This window comes from Mycobacterium sp. NPDC050441 (genome assembly GCF_040655355.1).
Lineage (GTDB): Bacteria > Actinomycetota > Actinomycetes > Mycobacteriales > Mycobacteriaceae > Mycobacterium.
The window spans coordinates 66,331-83,597 of the sequence record NZ_JBFAJS010000007.1 but is presented as its reverse complement, the minus strand read 5'-3'; the positions used below and the strand labels follow the sequence as shown (position 1 = coordinate 83,597).

Genomic DNA, 17,267 nt, shown 5'->3' with positions numbered 1-17,267 from the left:
GGAAATTGCCCTTGGACTCCGGTGTTTCCCGGCGCGCAGACTGAACTCATGACAGACCGGGGCACCGAACAGCGCACTGACGCCGAGGGGCATGACCAACCGGCGTTCCATCCCTACCATCACCCCGCGGCCGGATGGGGTGCCGCCAAGAGCGTCACCGAGTTCCTGATCCGCGAGCGCGAGCCCATCGACGGCCCCCGCGCGATCATGAAGATGAACCACGAGGACGGCGGCTTCGACTGTCCGGGCTGCGCCTGGCCCGATGACATGAAAGGCCTCAAACTCGATATCTGCGAGAACGGAATCAAACACGTCACGTGGGAGATGACGCACAAGCGCTGCGGTCCGGGCTTCTTCGCCCAGCACACCGTCTCCGAACTGGCGTCCTGGAGCGATTTCGCGCTCGAAGACCAGGGCCGGCTGACCGACCCGATGGTGTACAACTCCGAGACCGATCACTACGAACCGATCAGCTGGCACGACGCGTTCGAGGTGGTCGGCCGGGCATTGGCAGATCTGGACGACCCGAATCAGGCGTCGTTCTACACCTCTGGCCGTCTCGGCAACGAGGCCACCTTCCTGTACCAGCTGATGGCCCGCGAGCTCGGCACCAACAATCTGCCGGACTGCTCCAACATGTGCCACGAGGCCAGCGGGCGCGCGCTGCAAGCCGCGCTGGGCACCGGCAAGGGCACCGTCGACCTCGAGGACTGGGAGACGGCGGACGCGTTGTTCATCATCGGCGTCAACGCCGCCTCCAACGCGCCGCGCATGCTGACCGCGCTGTCCGAGGCCTACCGCCGGGGCGCGCAGATCGTGCACATCAACCCGCTGGTCGAGGCCGGCGCCACCAAGACCATCATCCCGCACGACTTTCTGCGGATGGCGACCTTCAAATCCACCAGGACGGGCACGCTCAACCTGCAGCCCCGGATCGGCGGAGACATGGCACTCATCCGCGGTATCGCCAAAGCCGTTCTGGAACAAGCGGATACCGATCCCAAGGCGCTCGACGCGGAGTTCATCGACCGCTACACGGTCGGTTTCGACGACTACCGCGCGGTGTGCGAGGCGACGTCGTGGGACGAGATCGAATACAAATCCGGCGTCCGTGAGAAAGACATCCGCAAGGCGGCCACGATCTACTGCGATGCCGACCGCAGCATCATCAGCTGGTGCCTGGGTGTCACCCAGCACGAGCACGGCGTGGACAGCGTGCGGGAGATCGTCAATCTGCTTCTGCTGCGCGGCAATCTGGGGCGCGAAGGCGCCGGCCCGTCGCCGGTGCGCGGCCACAGCAATGTGCAGGGGAACCGCACCTGCGGGATCGACCACCGGCCGGCCGCGGCCTTCCTCGACCGGCTCGCCGACGTGTGCGGAATCGAGCCGCCGCGCGCGCACGGAATGGATACCGTCAACACCATCGAGGCCATGCACCGCGGCGAGCTCAAGGTGTTCGTCGGTATGGGTGGCAATTTCGCCAGTGCCGCCCCTGACACCGCGTACACGTTCGCGGGGCTGCAGAAGTGCGATCTCACCGTGCAGGTGAGCACCAAACTCAACCGCAGCCATGTGATCCATGGCCGCCGGGCACTGATCCTGCCCTGCCTGGGCCGTACCGAGAAGGACCACCACAAGGCCGGGGTGCAGTCCACCTCGGTCGAGGATTCGATGAGCATGGTGCACCTCTCGCTCGGGATGAAGAAGCCCGCCTCGCCACACCTGATGTCGGAACCGGCGATCATCGCGGGGATCGCCCAGGCCGCACTGCCCACCAGTGCCACACCGTGGAGCTGGTACGTCGAGGACTACGACCGGATCCGGGACACAATGGCCAAGGTGCTCAACGGTTTCGAGGACTTCAACCGACGGGTGCGGCTGCCGCTGGGCTTCCGGATCAAGCAGCCCGCGCGGGAACTGATCTTCCTCACCCCGTCCGGCCGCGCCGAGTTCTCGGCGGCCGACCTACCCGACGGCAGCACCGCGCCGGGCACCCTGATCCTGGCCACGCTGCGGTCGCACGACCAATGGAACACCACCATCTACTCCGACAACGACCGCTACCGCGGCGTGAAGAACCTGCGCACACTGGTCTTCATGAATGCGCAGGACATGGCCGACCGCGGCATCAAGGAGTTCGACGACGTCGACATCGTCGCGACCGCGCGCGACGGCAGTACCCGATCGTTGAGGCGCTACAAGGCGATTCCGTACGGCATCCCGCGCGGCTGCGCCGCGGGTTACATGCCCGAGATGAACGTGCTGTGCGCTATCGGGGACTACAGCACCCAGAGCGACCAGCCGATCATGAAGAATGTCAAGGTGACTGTGGAACCCTCGGCCTGATGCACGCGTCCAGACTGCTCTCGGCGCCCGGCAGGCTCGGCGGATCGGTGATCGTCGGGGTCGGCGCCGGTGCCGTCACCGGTGCGTTGACCGATGCTCCGCTCGGTGTACTGGTTGGGATCGCCGCTACGGGAGCTGTTTTCGTTCTCGCAGGCTGGATTCTGCTGTGGCCCATGGACGCCGAGGCCACCCACCGTCACGCACATCAGGAAGCATTCAACCCGGTGGTCGACGAGCTCGTGATCGTGGCGGCCGCGGTCGGTGCGCTGGTCAGCATCGTCTTCATGCTCGTGCACGGTGGTTCGCACAGCGATCCGACTGCGGCAACGGCCGCTCTGGCCGGGGTTTTCATGGCGTGGGCCGGTATGCACCTGATGTACGCGGCGCGATACGCGAAGCTCTACTACACACCGGCGGTGGGCGGCATCGACTTCAACTCCGACGACCCACCGGCATTCCGCGACTTCTTCTACTTCAGCTACAACCTGGGAATGACCTATCAGGTCTCGGACACCAGCGTCACCGACACGACGATTCGCGCGGTGGCACTACGGCATTGCCTGCTGTCGTATCTGTTCGGCACCGTCATCCTGGCGACGACGATCAACCTTGTCGTCGGCATCGTGTCCAGCTGAGGCCGGGTCCGGGCAGCAGCACTGCGACGCCGATGGCCGCGGCGACGCCGATGACGGTGTCGATTCCGCGGTAGGTGAGCAGCGCCAGCGGCTCCGCCGGCTCGGCCAGATCGGTCATCAGCATGATCAGCGGGGTGAAGAACCCCAGGGCGATCGCGTGATGGTGTGCCATGAACAGTTCGGTGGGAAATAACAGCACCATCACGCAGACGGCCAGGATGTACTCGTTGGGATGAGGAACCAGGAGCAGCGCGGCCACCACGAGCCCGATGAGTGTCCCCATCAAGCGGTGCACACCGCGGCGGACCCGGCCACCGGTGTCGGCCGCGGCCATCGGACCGGCGGCAGCGGCGATCGCCCAGTTGGCATGGTCCACCCCGAGAAATAGACCTGCGGTGCCCGCCGTCGCGACGGCGGCCGCATACCGGGCAGCGTGGATCATCACGTTCTGCGCGGGGGTGGCGGCAAGGAGTGGGATGGGGGCAGCACGCGGTGCGTCGAGGGCGCCGAGCAGGATGCACAGTAAAGCCGTTGCGGCGCATATGGAGACGGCCGCCAACGGCGAAACCCGGCCAGCCGGTATCGTGGCGACCGCGCCGAGGGCGAACACCCCGTAGAACGGTCCCTCCGGTTTGAGTGCCAGGCGGTCGGTCACCACCGAACCCACCGTCACGAAGGCGACCGCGGTGACTACCAGCGCCCAGGGATGCGCGTGCACGTTCGCCAGTGTCACGCCGATGGTGACGCCGGCGACCAGGATGGCAGCCGCCTGGGTCTGATGGACGATGCGACGTTGCCGGGCCTCGGCCCGGCCGTACATCCCGGTGACGGCACCGAACACTGCGTAGATCATCAGGTCCGGGCGTCCGGCCACGAGCAGCGCCGCCCCGGGCACCGCCAGGCCGAGGGCGACCCGCAGTGCCGGGCGATGATCGCCCGGTGGAGGCGTCATCGCGATGCGCACCCGCGCGTACACCTCGACGGTGCGCATCTGGATTCTCCGATCGATGAAAACTGTGTTGGTGCAACCTCAATCGAGGTTGCACCACCGCGATGCACTCGTCAAAGCGGAGTTTCCGACGAGCTGATCGGAGCTGCCTATCGGTCACGCGGTCTGCGGATGTGGCGAAGCTGGCGTGCCATCATTTCGGACCGGCCATGCTGCTCTGATCGCTGGTCCAGGAAATGGTGTGCCGGAACGCCAGTCGACGGCGCATCTCGGCTCCAGGCATGACCCTTCCGACAACAGCCCGCAGCTGATCGAAACTCAGTTGCGGGTCGCGAACCGGGAACGGCGGGGGCACCGGCCCTCCGGGCGCCGGCCGCGGATGCTTGATCAGACCTATGAGCGGGTTGGTGACTGCGGAAGCCAAGTCCCACATCGTGTCCCGCGCCGACAGCGGTGCGGCCAGGCCGACGACGAGAAACCGGCCGCCGGGTGCGAGTAGACGTTTGACCTCGGTCAGCGCCTGCTCGACGTCGAGGTGGTGCAGGACCGCCACCATCGTGATCAGGTCGACGGGACCGTCGAGTTTGCCGAGTTGGCCGTCGTCGATGGTGACATTGGTCAGCCCGGCGCACCGCCGGCTCGCTTCGGCGCGCATCCCCGCGTCGAGATCCGTTCCGTGGACGTGCGTGAAACGGGGAGCCAGCTGAGCCACCAACCCGCCTTGACCGCACCCGATATCGATTGCGGTCCCGCGATGCCTGGGCAGGTTCGACAGGATCCAACGGTGGAAATGGTCGTTGTGGCTCCACGGGTGTCTGCTGTTGAAATCATGCAGTCCTTCGGCGGCCCGCCTCACCAGCGGGTGTTCGACGCGACGGATGTCCATCCGTCCACTGTGCCGGGCCGGCCGCGACGATGGCTATCCAGCGGTGGCCAGGCGGCGACGACGCCAGCCCGCGATCGCCCGCGCGGTGGAAGTGGTGGCGGGGACCAGGATCGGGAACAGACCGATGAAGAACAGAGAGAAGAAGCCGAGCACAGACATGCGGAACTCACTTTCGTGGCGGGGATTTTTGGCTGTCGCAACTGGTAGAGGACTTGGTGTTGCGTTCGTGACGTACGTTACAAAGCCGATGTGACTCTGACGATGTCCCGAGCGGCTGAAATATCGGTTGCGATATGTCCCCGGGGGACAAATGGGGTGGTTCCGCGGAATTCGCCACTGCCTGGACCTGGGGAACTACGGTTTAAGCATGCCCGGTGTCCGTCCCTTGGACGAGGCGACGATCGCGTCAGCCAGCCTCGCCGTCACCGGCCGGCTCGCCGACAAGCTGCCCGCCATCACTGCGGCCGTGCAACGATGTCTTATTGCTGAAATATCTGAACTTCGTGGTGAGGAGCAGCTTCAGCAGTTGCTGAGTGATTCCGTCGGCGCCAATATCGAGACTTTCTTCTCGGCGGTGCGGCACGGAATATCGGTGGACACCATTGGGCCGCCGACATCCGCGCTCGAATACGCTCGGCGGCTGGCTCAACGCGATGTGTCGGCAAATGCGTTGACGCGGGCATACCGGCTGGGCCATCGCGCGACGCTCGGGTTCGTCCTCGAAGAGGTGCGCGCTGCAGGCTTGACGCCGGAGCTGGCGCTGGCCGTGTACGAGCAGATGGAGGCGGTCTCCTTCGACTACATCGATGAGATCTCCCAGCAGATTGTTGGCGCGTACCAGGATGAGAGAGAGCGCTGGCTGGAATCGCGCAACAGCGTGCGGATGTCGAAGGTTCGCGAATTGCTCACAGCCGGTACCGATGTCGACGTTGACGCGGCCGCCAACGCAATCCGGTACCCGCTCAATCGAATTCACCTGGCGGGTGTGGCCTGGTGTGATGACTCCGACGCCGGCAACGAGTTGTCGGCGATGGAGCGGTACTTCGCCGGGTTCGCCGAATCGATCGGCTCGAAGGAGAGCCCACTGTTCATCTCCGTCGACCGGGTGACGGCGTGGGTGTGGATCCCGGTGCCCGGCGAGGCTGCTGACGATGTGGTGGACCGGTTACGCGACTTCGGTGACGGGCCATTCATCGCGGTTGGCGACGCGTTGCCCGGCGTCGACGGATTCCGGCACTCACACCGGCAGGCCCAGGACGCGCGGTCGGTGGCCATCGCGGCCGGCTCGCCGGCTCGGCGATTCATTGCCGCCGGCGACGACGGAGTCTCGGTGGCCGCGTTGCTCGGCGGCAATGTCGAATCGGCCGCTCAGTGGGTACGTGACGTACTCGGGCCGCTGGCCGAGAACACCGAGAACGACGAGCGGCTGCGGGAGACCCTGCGCGCCTTCCTCGGTAGTGGTTCCAGCTACAAGGCGGCGGCCGAGTTACTCCACATGCACACCAATTCGGTGAAGTACCGGGTAGCCCGCGCCGTCGAGCGGCGCGGGCGTCCCATCGTCGATGACCGGCTCACCGTTGAGCTGGCGTTGTTGCTGTGCCACCAGCTGGGTGCAGTGCTCCTGCGCTGAGTGCTACTGCACCGGTCCGGCACCGGTAATCCGCGAGCAGACGCAGAATCGCCCCTTTCGCGTCGGAAAAGGGCGATTCTGTGTCTGCTCGGCGAGAAAGTTACTGGATGTAGCCCGAGGCGGACTGCAGATGCGCGACAGCGTCGTCGACGATCTTCTCGACCAGTTCGGCACACGTCGGCAGATCGTTGATGATGCCCGCCACCTGGCCGGAGGCCAGCACGCCGGCGTCGGTATTGCCTTCCACCAGGCCGGCTTTGAGCAGCATCGGGGTGTTGGCCGCCATCACGACCTGCGACCAGGTGAGCTCTTTGCCGTGCCGCATGGCCATGCCGTCCTTGGCCATCGACAACCAGGTCATCCCGGAGAGCTTCTTGAACTTCTGGGCGTTGCCGATCGCTGCGGCGAAACCGCGTGCCCGCGAACCGCTCTCGAGCTTTTCCACCAGACCGGTGCGCAGCACCCGGTGCGGCATGCCGTCCACGCGGGTGGACACCACGGTGCCGTCCAGCGCGGCCTGCAGGTAACGCTCCTTGACGGCGTCGGGCACGGTGGAATCCGCGGTCAGCAGGAAACGAGTGCCCATCGCCACGCCCGCGGCACCGTAGGACAGCGCCGCGGCCAGGCCGCGGCCGTCGAAGAAACCGCCCGCCGCGATCACCGGCATGCCGGTGTCCTTGACAGCGTCGAGCACCGAGGGCAGCAGTAGCGTGGTCGCGACCGGGCCGGTGTGGCCACCGCCCTCACCGCCCTGCACGATCACCGCGTCAGCACCCCAGCCTGCCACCTTCTTGGCGTGCTTCGCCGCGCCGACCGACGGGATCACCACGACGCCTGCGTCTTTCAGCTTGGCGATCAGCTCGGGCTTGGGAGCTAGAGCGAAGGAGGCGACTTTGACTCCTTCGCGGATCAGGAGGTCTACGCGCGCACCGGCATCGCCCGCGTCGGCACGCATGTTGATGCCGAAGGGTTTGTCGGTGGCGGCCTTGACCTTGGTGACGGCGGTCTGCAGTTCCTCGAGCGTCATCGTCGCTGACGCCAGGATGCCGAGCCCGCCGGCATTGGAGGTTGCGGCGACCAGTCGTGCACCGGCCACCCAGCCCATTCCCGTCTGCACGACGGGATGCTCGATGCCGACCAGCTCGGTCAGCGGAGTCTTGAGCTTGCCCATTCTCTAAACCTTGACCTCTTTGTCGCGCAACGACTTTGGATCGATGACCTCACGCAGGAGCTTGAGTTCCTCGTCGGTGGCCAGCCGGGTGGTTTCCGCGGTGTCGAGACCGTGCACCTCGAACGAGGTGTTGTCGGCGACCTGATCGGCCTCGACGCCGGGGTGCAGCGACACTGCCCGCATCTGGTGATCGGGGCCGTTGAAGTCGAACACGCCCAGGTTGGACACCACGCGGTAGATGTTGGCGAACCGGTAGGCCGGGTTCTCCGGATCGACCTTGTCCCAGCCGATTCCGGAGACGATGTCCACCGATTCGGTGAACACGCGCTTGGAGTGGTTACCCACGAAGTAGCTCGTGGCGTGGTTGATCGAGTTGCCGGGGGCGCCGCGGACCCCGAACATCTGCCGGGTCGGCTGCTGGATCGGGCCGAACGCCGACAGGTTCTGGTTGCCGTAGCGGTCGATCTGGTTGGCGCCCATCACCACATGGCGCTTGCCCCAGGCCAGGGTCTCGAAGACCCGGTTGAACGGCATCCAGCCCTCGACGGTGAAGGGGGCGCCGATCGCCGGGGTATCGGCCAGGATCCGGGCCTCACCGTCGGTCAGCACGATGTCGGGGGAGAAGGTCAGCCGGGCCAGACGGGCACCGATCTGGACGACGGTGGTCATCGGGCTGGCCATGATCTCGCCGGCATCGCGGAACAGTTCGGCGCAGGCGACGGCGCACACCTCGGCGCGGGTCACGGCAATCACTTGCTGGCCTCCTTGTTTTCGGTGCTCCTCGCGTCCGCAGCGGCTTCTTTGAACTTCCGCACGGCCGCTTGGTAATCGGCCTCGCTACCGGACAGATACGTCTTGACGAACTCGGCCCAGGTCTCCTCGGAGCCGGCGGCCTCTGCGTAGTGGCGCTGGAACTTCTCGTCGCGCCGGTAGTCGGGCTCATTGGTGGTGAAGTGCGCACCGTTGGGAGCCTCGACCACGGAATCGACCATCATGCGGTTGATCAGCAGGGCCTGCATCGGAACGGCCTTGACCAGTTCCTCGGTGGAGACCACGCGCTCAACGGACAGGAAACGACGCTGCGCCGACATCAGGAACAGATCGTCGAAGTAGGGATCGATGCCCGTGTAGGCGGCATTGCCCTGGGCGTCACCGAGATTCATGTGCACGAAGGCCGCGTCGAGGTTCAGCGCGGGCATCGCGACGAGCTCCTCGTAGGCGCCGTCGGTCGGGTACGGCGACTTCACGGTCTTGAGCTCGTCGCCCCAGAACGTGCGGACATCGCTACCGAGACCGGCGCGGATCGGCAGGAACGGCAACCGCTGGGCGGCAGCCTGCAGGCCGCAGCGCAGCATGCCCTCGTCCATCTCGCGGGCCTCGATCGCACCGGTGGTGCGGGCCTTGGCGAACCACGGGTCGTAGAACGGCGGCGAGTCCAGGGACACGAAGCCGTAGTAGGCGCGCTTGACCTTGCCCGCGGAGCAGAGCAGGCCCAGATCCGGACCGCCGTAGGTGACCACGGTCAGGTCTTTGACGTCGGTGCGCAGCAGTGCGCGCACGAAGGCCATCGGCTTGCGCCGCGAGCCCCAGCCGCCGATGCCGATGGTCATACCGCTTTCGATCGAGGCGACGGCCTCGTCGAGAGTTGTCCTCTTGTCAGTCATTTTTCCCCTTCTCGGTTCCGGCGAAGGCGTCACGGTGCTCGTCGGACACACCGGACAGGTTGAGTTCGAAGGTGAAGCCCTGCTCCATCCGGTAGCGCGCGTTGACGGGCTGCACGTCGATGAAGTTCAGCGCCTCCTTGGCCGCCCGGATCACCCGGGTGTCCTTGCTGGCGATGTCGCGGGCCACGCGCAGCGCGGCCTCGTCGAGCTCGGCGCGCGGGACCACCTCGTGCACCGAACCGAAGTGGTGCAGCGTCTCGGCGGGCACGGTGGCGGCGGTGAAGAACAGGCGACGCATCAGGTGCTGGGGGACCAGGCGGGAGAGGTGCGTGGCGGCACCGAGCGCTCCGCGCTCCACCTCGGGGAGGCCGAACTTGGCGTCGTCGGAGGCGACGATCACGTCCGCGTTGCCGACCAGGCCGATCCCGCCGCCCACGCAGAAGCCGTTGACCGCTGCGACGACCGGGACCTCGCACTCGTAGACGGACTTGAACGCGTGGTAGCAGCCGCGGTTGGCGTCGATGAGCGCGGTGAAGCCTTCGGTGTTCTGCATCTCCTTGATGTCCACACCGGCGTTGAAGCCACGGCCCTCGGCCCGCAGGATCACCACGTGGGTGCTGCGGTCGCGGCCTGCGGCGGTGATCGCATCGCCGAGTTCGAACCAGCCGGCCGACGGGATGGCGTTGACGGGCGGGTAGTTGACGGTGACCGAGACGATGCCCGGCTCGACTGTCTTGGTGGTGATCGTCATCAATCCACTTCCTGAAGGGGTCGCTACCTAAGCAAGCACTTGCTTGGTACGCTAGCACAGTGACCGATACGCCAGAAGCCGGTGCCATCAATTTGGGTTTGACCGGCAAGGTGGTCCTGGTGACCGGCGGAGTGCGAGGGGTTGGCGCTGGAATCAGCGCGGTTTTTGCCGGTCAGGGCGCCACTGTGGTGACCTGCGCACGCCGTCCGATTGAGGGATTGCCCTACGAATTCCACAGCTGCGATGTCCGCGACGACGACTCGGTCGCCGCGCTCATCGAGGCCATCGTGGCCAAGCACGGTCGGCTGGACGCCGTGGTGAACAACGCCGGCGGATCGCCCTACGTGGCTGCAGCCGATGCGTCGGCGAAGTTCAGCGCCAAGATCATCGGGCTCAATCTGCTCGGGCCGCTCTCGGTCTCCCAGCACGCCAACGCGGTCATGCAGAAGCAGGAGACCGGCGGTTCGATCGTCAACATCTCCAGCGTCAGCGCGCACCGGCCCACCCCGGGTACCGCCGCCTACGGCGCGGCCAAAGCCGGCATCGACAATCTGACCACTACGCTGGCTGTCGAATGGGCGCCCAAAGTGCGGGTGAACTCCGTGGTGGTCGGCATGGTTGAGACCGAACAGTCCGAACTGTTCTACGGGGACGCCGAGTCGGTGGCCGCGGTGGCTGCCACCGTCCCGCTGGGCCGGCTGGCCAAGCCCACCGATATCGGCTGGGCCGCAGCATTTTTGACCTCTGACGCGGCGTCCTACATCAGTGGGGCGGCGCTGCAGGTGCATGGCGGTGGTGAACCGCCGACTTACCTCGACGCCTCGAACGCCAACAAATAATTCGGTCAGAAACTAAGTCGGCCAGGAATTAAGGAGAAGAACTATGGGATTGCTCGACGGCCGCGTGGTCATCGTGACGGGTGCCGGTGGCGGTATCGGACGTGAGCACGCGCTCGCCTTCGCCGCCGAAGGTGCCCGCGTCGTGGTCAATGACATCGGGGTCGGCCTGGACGGGTCGCCGGCCGGTGGTGGCAGCGCCGCGCAGAACGTGGTCGACGAGATCGTCGCGGCCGGAGGCGAAGCCGTCACCAGCGGTGCGAACGTCGCCGACTGGGCGCAGGCCGAAGGCCTGATCCAGACCGCCGTTGATGCCTTCGGCGGCCTCGACGTCCTGGTCAACAACGCCGGCATCGTGCGTGACCGGATGTTCGCCAACGCCACCGAAGAGGAATTCGACGCCGTCACCGCCGTGCATCTCAAGGGGCACTTCGCCACCATGAAGCACGCCGCCGCGTACTGGCGGGCCAAGGTGAAGAGCGGAGAAACCGGCCCCGACCAGCTTCAAGCCCGCATCATCAACACCAGCTCGGGTGCCGGCCTGCAGGGCAGTGTCGGGCAGGCCACCTACAGCGCCTCCAAGGCCGGCATCGCCGCGCTGACCCTGGTGGCCGCGGCTGAGATGGGTCGTTACGGCGTCACCGTCAACGGCATTGCGCCCTCCGCCCGCACCCGGATGACCGAGACCGTCTTCGCCGACATGATGGCCACCCAGGACGATGCCTTCGATGCCATGGCCGCGGAGAACATCTCCCCGCTGGTGGTGTGGCTGGGCAGCGTCGAGTCGCGTGACGTCACCGGCAAGGTTTTCGAGATCGAGGGCGGCAAGATCCGCGTCGCCGAGGGCTGGGCGCACGGTCCGCAGATCGACAAGGGTGCCAAGTGGGATCCCGCCGAGCTGGGCCCGGTCGTCAACGACCTGCTGGCCAAGGCTCGCCCCGCGGTTCCCGTCTACGGCGCGTAGTTCTCTCCGTCGATCAGACATAAAACTGCCCCTTTTCAAGCGAAAAGGGGCAGTTTTGTGTCCGGTCGCGCGTTAGGCGGCGTCCTTCTTTTCCGCCTTGTCCTTCGGGTCGCTCGGCGCGGTTTGGCCAGTGGCCTTCTTGACCGCATCCTTCATGTTGCGCACCGACGATGACACCTGATCACGGGCGTCCTCGACAGCGGCCTTGACCTTGTCGCTCGAGCGCTTCAGTTCCTTCGCGACACCCGGCGCGGCCTTGTTGCCATCGCTGAGATCCGTTGCACCAGAACGCGCCTTGAGCTTGGACGGCAATCCGGTCACGGCCGGCTTGGCGACAGAGGCGGCCTGGGCATTGTCCGCCGTGGCCTCGGTGGCCTCGGTGACATCGCGGGTGGTGTTCTGCACGGCCGTTTTGACGCTCTCGACGCCAGCCGTCAGCTTGTCGCGTAATTCGTTCTCGTTCTTGGGGATTGCCTTGTCGATGCGTTGGATGACCTCGGCGTTGATCGCCCGGCTGAACTTGGTCACGGAGAAGCTGGCATCGGCAAGGCCACGGTTGATCGCGGTGGCGATGGCGGCCGGATCACGTGTGGCGAAGGACTGCACAACACCATCTGCGGCCTGCTGCAACTGCCTCGACAGCGTGCGCAGCTGACGGAACGCCTCGACACGGAACGGGGTTTCGGGACCGATCTCGGTTCCGTTCCAGTTGACGACGCGCCAGCCGTCCTCAGGATTGCCCTCGACCACCACGTAACCGGTATTTCGCAGCGGATTGGTCATCAGCCACATCGGGTCCGCATTTTCTGCATTCAGGAAAACCCAGAACATTATTGCGCCGCCGTGCGAGAATGCTGCGGCATTCCGGTCCCCGTTGTCGTACATCGTCTGAATTGCGCCGTCCATGCGGGCATCGAATTCTCGGCCATTGATCGAGCCCGGGATCCGGGCGTCCAGGTCGCCCTGCAACCATTTCAGTGGCGCCTGCAGGTAGCCCTTGACGGCGTCGGATTCGGGAGTGCCCTCGTAGATTCCCGCCTCGATTTCCTGCAGGCCGGGAAGAACCTGGATCGGAAGGCCCAGATACTCCGCCATCGGTGCCGCGGTCAGTTGGGTCCGGACCATCGTCGAGGCGTAGATCGCATCGTAGTTGTTGTCGCCGAGCACTTTTACGATGTCGCGGGCCTGTTGCCGGCCCTTCTCGGTGAGCACCGGACCCGGGACGGAAGAGTCGGCAACGTTCGCCGCATTCGCTGTCGATTCACCGTGGCGGATGAAAGTGATACGCATGACTTCCGCGGCGTGCGCGGCAGGAATGGCCAGGAGAAATGCCAGGAACAGCATTCCCGTGCCTACAATCGTCGCTCGGATACCCGAGCGCCTGAAATAACTCATCTTGCTGCGTTCCTCCAATCGTTGTGTACAGGTGGAGCGAAATGAGCGTATGGCTGAGTTGCTGGGCATTGTTCAGATGTCTCGATGTTTGAGACTGGTTATTGCCACGGATTGCAAAGCAGAGGAATTGGTCCCTTTTGTTGCTTTTGGCGCGAATGCAAAAAGGCGCCCCGGACCAACTGGTCCGGGGCGCCCCTTGAGAATGCCGACTGGTTAGGCGGCATCCTTGTTACCGGCGGTGTCGTTGCCGGCACCGTCGTTGTCGGCGGCAGGCTTGCCGGTCTGGCCGGTGGCCTTCTTGACGGCGTCACCGAACTTCTTGATCGACGACGACACCTGATCCTGGGCTTCCTTGACCGCGGTCTGAACCTTCTCGCCGGTACGGCCGAGCGACTTCGTGACGCCCGGCACGACCTTGTTTCCATCGGACAGATTGGTCGCGCGACGCGGTGTGGCGATGCTGTCCAGGGTCTCCTGAACCTTCGTCTTCACCGCCGGGCCGGTTGAGGTCTCGTCGTCCCGCTGGCTTGCGGCCGTGACGGTCTCGCTGACCGCCTCCGGTGCCGCGGTGAGGTTGCGCGTGACGACGTTGGTGTTCACCGCGGCTTTCACGTTCTCCACCTCGGTGGACACTTTCTGCTGCAGATCTTCGGTGCTGGTCGGGATCGCAGCGGTCGTCCGCTTGATGATCTCGGCGTTGATCGCACGATTGAACTTGAGCACCGAGAAGCCCGCATCAGCGATGCCGCGGTTGATCGCGGTGGCGATGGTGGCGGGATTTCCTGAGGCGAAGGACTGCACAACACTGTTGGCGGCCTGCTGCAGCTGCCGGCTGAGGGTGCGGAACTGGAGCCCCACCTCGTGCTCGAAAGACGGCTCCGGTGCGAACTTCTGACCGTTCCAGTCCACCAGGGTCCAGCCATCTTCCGGATTGCCCTCGACGACCACGTAATCGGTGTTGCCCAACGTGTACTGGCTCAGCAGCATGCCCTTCTGGGCCATGCTGAGGTTGTTCGCGTTCATGATCGTCCAGAACATGATGGTGCCGCCGTGTGAGAACACGATGGCGTTCCGATCGCCCTTGTCGTACATGCCCTTCAGGGCATTGTTCACACCAGCGTTGAAATCATTGCCGTCGAAGTCGGTACCCGGTTGCGTTGCAGTGAGGTCGGCGGGTGCGCCAGGCAGGAGGCCGGCCCATTTGAGCGGCGCGAGGATGTAGGCAGTTCCGTACTGGTCCTGGGACTTGCCCTCCAACGCGCCTGCGGGGATCTCCGAGATGCCGTCTACCACCTGGATCGGCAAGCCGAGGTACTGCGACATCGGGGTCGCGGTCTGCTGCGTGCGCAGCATGGTCGAGGCGTAGATCGCGTCGTAGTTGTTGTCACCGAGCTTGTCTACCAACGCTTGTGCCTGCTGCCGGCCGGTCGGGGTGAGGCCGGGGCCGGGGATGGTGGTATCGATGATGTGGTTCGCATTGGCCTCCGACTCCGCATGGCGGACGAACGTCACACGCATGACCTCGGCGGCATGGGCCACGGGCATCGCCATGAAGAACGCGAGGAATGCCAGGGCGACACCCCCTAGGAGACTTCGGTATCGTGACGTCGGCGCGTCACCTCTGCGGCGGTTCATGTGTTTCCTCCATTGTGGCTGTAGGGATTTCACGTGACCTGCCGGTGACACTGCGCTGGCCGGCCAGTTGAATTGTCTGACCATTGGCTGTGAAGATGCGCAGTTATCCCGTTGTGTGGGAAGGAATTTGACAAGGATTTCGATTCTGCTACCGCCCTGATCCAGGCGGTGCAGATGCGGCTCAGTCCCCCTCCTCGAGCGAGGAGGGGGACCGACCCGGTTGGTATTACATTGCGCTACCGCCTATTTCACGCGGCGTCTTTGGCCTTCGGCTTGGCCGTGTTGTTGTCGGACTTGTCGGACTTCTCCGCCTTGTCGGCACCGGTGAGCTTCTTGACGGTCTCACGCGCCTGCTTGGCCGAGGATTCGATCCCGCTACGCACGTCGTCCGCGGCACGGTTGGCCCGGTCGCGAACCGCGGAGACTGCCTTACCCGGCTCTGCCTTGTTGCCGTCGCTCAGCTTGGTGGCGCCGTTGGTGGTACGGACCGCGGTGGTCTTCTCGACCGACTCGGTGGTCTTCTCGACCGCCGACGTGGCGCCCTCGCTGACCTTCTCAACCACAGCCTTGGTGTCCTCGGTGGCGTTCTCGACGGCGGACTTTGCGTCCTCGGCGAGGTCAGCCACTGTCGGGGCGCTACGTTCGGTGACAGCCTTCTGAGTGCTGAGCTTCGACACCTGCGTTGTCGACTGGCCCAGTGAGCCGGGGATGCCGGTGATCGCGTTGACGGTGTCGGTCACCGAATCCGTCACGAACTTGACCCCGGCCTGTGCGACGTCCTGGAGGCCCTGGGCGCCCGTGGTGACGATGCCCTGCGCGTCCAGCGAGAGAACCGGGATACGCATGTTGTAGATCGCCTTCTGTGGGGCGACGATCAGGTCACGCACATTGACGAACATCTGGGTCGGGTAGTTCGCCGGTCCGACTTCCTGGCCGGCCCATTCCTTGAGGGTCCAGCTACCGTCGTCGTTCTTCTCCACGACCACCGTGTCGGTGTTGTTCAACGGATGCTGCACGATCAGCAACAGGTTGGGGTTGTCGACGTTCATCATCGTCCACATCATGATGGTGGCGCCGTGCGAGAACACCGCGGCGTCGACCTCGCCGTCACCATTGGTGTCGGTGGTGTCGTCCTCGACCTGGGTAAGTGCATTCGTCACGCGCTCGTTGAACTCCAGGCCGTTTTCGCCACCGGGGATCGGGACGAACTGCAGGCCCATGGTCCACGCCAACGGCGCGAGGATGTAGCCGATGCGGCCGATGCCTTCACTTTCGGGCAGGCCCTCGAAGATGCCGGCACTGATTTCCTGTACGCCGGAGTTCTGCTGCGGGTGATCCGGGTCGAACGCGCCCAGGACCGTGACCGGCAACCCGCGCTTGGCGGCGAACGGCGCTGCGGTCTCCTGGGTGCGAATCATGGTCGAGGCGTAGAGCGCGTCGTACTTGGTGCACTCCGCGGTCGGGCACTGAGCATTGGCCCAGTCCAGCGCCTGCTGCTCACCGGTGGCGCCGCCGTTCTGGTTCACCTGATCGTTGGTCAGGTGCGGCCCCGGGGTGCTGGTGTCGATGTATCCGGAGGCGTTGCCCTGAGACTCGGCGTGCCGGATGAACGTCACGGTCATCGCCGCGGCCGGCAGGGTGGCAGCGGCGAACAAAGAACACGCCGTCAGGGTGGTTGCGGCGGCACCGGCAGCCCGGCGTCGATTGGGTCGTTGCATAGGGTCTCCATCGGTTCACGAAAACGTGGGCTGCCGCTCACTTGCCGTTAACTGTGTGCGCGCTCACAGAACATAATCAAAATTCTGTTCACTCGTCAATTCTGCTACGCAGAGTTGCGTAATTGGCCAGCTCCAGGACACCTGGCAACAGAAAGGCGCCCCCGGACAAAGTCCGGGGGCGCTGCGCGTTGTAGGCGGTCAGGCCGGGTCGCAGATCACGATCGGGATCTTGCGGTCGGTGTAGGACCGGTAGTTCACGAAGTCGGCATACATGGCGTCGAGCTTGGGCCAGTACACGTCGCGTTCGGCATCGGTGGCGTCGCGCGCGGTGAGTTCCAGGGTCTCGCGCTTGGTCTGGAACTTCACCTCGGGGTTGGCCACCAGGTTCAGGTACCACATCGGGTTGGTCGCACGGCCGCCCTGCGAGGCGACCAGCACGATGCGCCGGCCCTCCTGCAGGAACAGCAGCGGGCTGTCACGTTCCTCGCCCGACTTGCGCCCGATCGTGGTCAGGATGCCGACTTCGGCGCCACGCAGGAACTTGTCGCCGAACCGCCCGCCCGTCTTCTTGAAGATCCAGGTCTGGGCGCGCGACATCCACTTGATGGCGGCGCCGGTCGAATTCGCGTTGAGGCGTTCGACCTGTTTGGGGCTCAGCGGGCGAGGGGTGTTGGCCATGCGGTGGAC

At 65.1% G+C, this 17,267-nt stretch carries 16 protein-coding genes; 5 read left to right on the top strand and 11 right to left on the bottom strand.

What is annotated here, in order from left to right:
- Nucleotides 1–48 precede the first annotated feature (48 nt).
- Together AB0I14_RS21160 and AB0I14_RS21155 are read left to right on the top strand one after the other, a co-directional pair.
- The gene (locus tag AB0I14_RS21160; protein ID WP_358025625.1) at nucleotides 49–2,346 is read left to right on the top strand and encodes an FdhF/YdeP family oxidoreductase; all 2,298 of its coding nucleotides are present in this window, start codon (nucleotides 49–51) and stop codon (nucleotides 2,344–2,346) included.
- A complete protein-coding gene (locus tag AB0I14_RS21155; protein WP_358025623.1) occupies nucleotides 2,346–2,981 on the top strand; it encodes a DUF1345 domain-containing protein in 636 nt (211 codons plus the stop codon). Before AB0I14_RS21160 ends, AB0I14_RS21155 begins: the two co-directional genes overlap by 1 nt.
- Here the strand turns inward: AB0I14_RS21155 and AB0I14_RS21150 are convergent.
- The 3 genes from AB0I14_RS21150 to AB0I14_RS21140 all read right to left on the bottom strand — a co-directional run bounded on the left by AB0I14_RS21150 (nucleotide 2,950) and on the right by AB0I14_RS21140 (nucleotide 4,975).
- Nucleotides 2,950–3,972 carry an FUSC family protein gene (locus AB0I14_RS21150; RefSeq protein ID WP_358025621.1) on the bottom strand — a complete coding sequence of 341 codons (1,023 nt, stop codon included), beginning with the start codon at nucleotides 3,970–3,972 and terminating at the stop codon, nucleotides 2,950–2,952. The genes AB0I14_RS21155 and AB0I14_RS21150 overlap by 32 nt on opposite strands.
- Nucleotides 3,973–4,123: 151 nt before the next feature.
- On the bottom strand, nucleotides 4,124–4,816 hold the full coding sequence (locus tag AB0I14_RS21145; protein WP_358025619.1) for a methyltransferase: 693 nt from the start codon (nucleotides 4,814–4,816) through the stop codon (nucleotides 4,124–4,126).
- A 33-nt stretch (nucleotides 4,817–4,849) separates the two neighbouring features.
- Nucleotides 4,850–4,975: a hypothetical protein gene (locus AB0I14_RS21140; RefSeq protein WP_358025617.1), complete on the bottom strand. Its 126-nt coding sequence runs from the start codon at nucleotides 4,973–4,975 to the stop codon at nucleotides 4,850–4,852.
- Between the two features lie 208 nt (nucleotides 4,976–5,183).
- Between AB0I14_RS21140 and AB0I14_RS21135 the strand changes: the two genes are divergently transcribed.
- Nucleotides 5,184–6,446: a helix-turn-helix domain-containing protein gene (locus AB0I14_RS21135; protein WP_358025615.1), complete on the top strand. Its 1,263-nt coding sequence runs from the start codon at nucleotides 5,184–5,186 to the stop codon at nucleotides 6,444–6,446.
- Between the two features lie 100 nt (nucleotides 6,447–6,546).
- Here the strand turns inward: AB0I14_RS21135 and ipdC are convergent, their stop codons facing one another.
- The 4 genes from ipdC to echA20 are packed head-to-tail and all read right to left on the bottom strand — an operon-like array spanning nucleotide 6,547 to nucleotide 10,032.
- The gene (ipdC, locus tag AB0I14_RS21130; protein ID WP_358025613.1) at nucleotides 6,547–7,617 is read right to left on the bottom strand and encodes a (3aS,4S,5R,7aS)-5-hydroxy-7a-methyl-1-oxo-octahydro-1H-indene-4-carboxyl-CoA dehydrogenase; all 1,071 of its coding nucleotides are present in this window, start codon (nucleotides 7,615–7,617) and stop codon (nucleotides 6,547–6,549) included.
- Between the two features lie 3 nt (nucleotides 7,618–7,620).
- The gene (ipdB, locus tag AB0I14_RS21125; protein ID WP_358025611.1) at nucleotides 7,621–8,370 is read right to left on the bottom strand and encodes a cholesterol ring-cleaving hydrolase subunit IpdB; all 750 of its coding nucleotides are present in this window, start codon (nucleotides 8,368–8,370) and stop codon (nucleotides 7,621–7,623) included.
- Complete coding sequence (gene ipdA / locus AB0I14_RS21120; protein ID WP_358025609.1) at nucleotides 8,367–9,281, bottom strand: cholesterol ring-cleaving hydrolase subunit IpdA; 915 nt, start codon at nucleotides 9,279–9,281, stop codon at nucleotides 8,367–8,369. Before ipdA ends, ipdB begins: the two co-directional genes overlap by 4 nt.
- Nucleotides 9,274–10,032: a (7aS)-7a-methyl-1,5-dioxo-2,3,5,6,7,7a-hexahydro-1H-indene-carboxyl-CoA hydrolase gene (gene echA20 / locus AB0I14_RS21115; protein WP_358025607.1), complete on the bottom strand. Its 759-nt coding sequence runs from the start codon at nucleotides 10,030–10,032 to the stop codon at nucleotides 9,274–9,276. Before echA20 ends, ipdA begins: the two co-directional genes overlap by 8 nt.
- Nucleotides 10,033–10,091: 59 nt before the next feature.
- Between echA20 and AB0I14_RS21110 the strand changes: the two genes are divergently transcribed.
- Together AB0I14_RS21110 and AB0I14_RS21105 are read left to right on the top strand one after the other, a co-directional pair.
- Nucleotides 10,092–10,871 (top strand): SDR family oxidoreductase, encoded by a 780-nt coding sequence (locus AB0I14_RS21110; protein ID WP_358025605.1) that lies wholly within the window; start codon nucleotides 10,092–10,094, stop codon nucleotides 10,869–10,871.
- Nucleotides 10,872–10,914: 43 nt separating this feature from the next.
- Nucleotides 10,915–11,832, top strand: coding sequence for an SDR family oxidoreductase (locus AB0I14_RS21105; RefSeq protein WP_358025603.1), 918 nt, complete (start codon nucleotides 10,915–10,917; stop codon nucleotides 11,830–11,832).
- A gap of 72 nt (nucleotides 11,833–11,904) precedes the next feature.
- On the opposite strand, the gene AB0I14_RS21100 is transcribed toward AB0I14_RS21105, so the two are convergent.
- From AB0I14_RS21100 to AB0I14_RS21085, 4 genes are all read right to left on the bottom strand, one after another.
- The gene (locus tag AB0I14_RS21100) at nucleotides 11,905–13,245 is read right to left on the bottom strand and encodes a histidine phosphatase family protein (RefSeq protein WP_358025601.1); all 1,341 of its coding nucleotides are present in this window, start codon (nucleotides 13,243–13,245) and stop codon (nucleotides 11,905–11,907) included.
- Nucleotides 13,246–13,440: 195 nt separating this feature from the next.
- Nucleotides 13,441–14,862 (bottom strand): histidine phosphatase family protein, encoded by a 1,422-nt coding sequence (locus AB0I14_RS21095; RefSeq protein WP_358025599.1) that lies wholly within the window; start codon nucleotides 14,860–14,862, stop codon nucleotides 13,441–13,443.
- A gap of 248 nt (nucleotides 14,863–15,110) precedes the next feature.
- On the bottom strand, nucleotides 15,111–16,580 hold the full coding sequence (locus tag AB0I14_RS21090; protein ID WP_358025597.1) for a histidine phosphatase family protein: 1,470 nt from the start codon (nucleotides 16,578–16,580) through the stop codon (nucleotides 15,111–15,113).
- A gap of 198 nt (nucleotides 16,581–16,778) precedes the next feature.
- Nucleotides 16,779–17,258: a nitroreductase family deazaflavin-dependent oxidoreductase gene (locus AB0I14_RS21085; RefSeq protein ID WP_358025595.1), complete on the bottom strand. Its 480-nt coding sequence runs from the start codon at nucleotides 17,256–17,258 to the stop codon at nucleotides 16,779–16,781.
- Between the last annotated feature and the right edge of the window lie 9 nt (nucleotides 17,259–17,267).

What these genes read in the sequence shown, in the direction of transcription:
- AB0I14_RS21160 (WP_358025625.1), top strand. Translation starts at nt 49, where the DNA reads ATGACAGACCGGGGCACCGAACAGCGCACTGACGCCGAGGGGCATGAC.
- AB0I14_RS21155 (WP_358025623.1), top strand. Translation starts at nt 2,346, where the DNA reads ATGCACGCGTCCAGACTGCTCTCGGCGCCCGGCAGGCTCGGCGGATCG.
- AB0I14_RS21150 (WP_358025621.1), bottom strand. Translation starts at nt 3,972, where the DNA reads ATGCGCACCGTCGAGGTGTACGCGCGGGTGCGCATCGCGATGACGCCT.
- AB0I14_RS21145 (WP_358025619.1), bottom strand. Translation starts at nt 4,816, where the DNA reads ATGGACATCCGTCGCGTCGAACACCCGCTGGTGAGGCGGGCCGCCGAA.
- AB0I14_RS21140 (WP_358025617.1), bottom strand. Translation starts at nt 4,975, where the DNA reads ATGTCTGTGCTCGGCTTCTTCTCTCTGTTCTTCATCGGTCTGTTCCCG.
- AB0I14_RS21135 (WP_358025615.1), top strand. Translation starts at nt 5,184, where the DNA reads ATGCCCGGTGTCCGTCCCTTGGACGAGGCGACGATCGCGTCAGCCAGC.
- ipdC (WP_358025613.1), bottom strand. Translation starts at nt 7,617, where the DNA reads ATGGGCAAGCTCAAGACTCCGCTGACCGAGCTGGTCGGCATCGAGCAT.
- ipdA (WP_358025609.1), bottom strand. Translation starts at nt 9,281, where the DNA reads ATGACTGACAAGAGGACAACTCTCGACGAGGCCGTCGCCTCGATCGAA.
- echA20 (WP_358025607.1), bottom strand. Translation starts at nt 10,032, where the DNA reads ATGACGATCACCACCAAGACAGTCGAGCCGGGCATCGTCTCGGTCACC.
- AB0I14_RS21105 (WP_358025603.1), top strand. Translation starts at nt 10,915, where the DNA reads ATGGGATTGCTCGACGGCCGCGTGGTCATCGTGACGGGTGCCGGTGGC.
- AB0I14_RS21095 (WP_358025599.1), bottom strand. Translation starts at nt 14,862, where the DNA reads ATGAACCGCCGCAGAGGTGACGCGCCGACGTCACGATACCGAAGTCTC.
- AB0I14_RS21090 (WP_358025597.1), bottom strand. Translation starts at nt 16,580, where the DNA reads ATGCAACGACCCAATCGACGCCGGGCTGCCGGTGCCGCCGCAACCACC.
- AB0I14_RS21085 (WP_358025595.1), bottom strand. Translation starts at nt 17,258, where the DNA reads ATGGCCAACACCCCTCGCCCGCTGAGCCCCAAACAGGTCGAACGCCTC.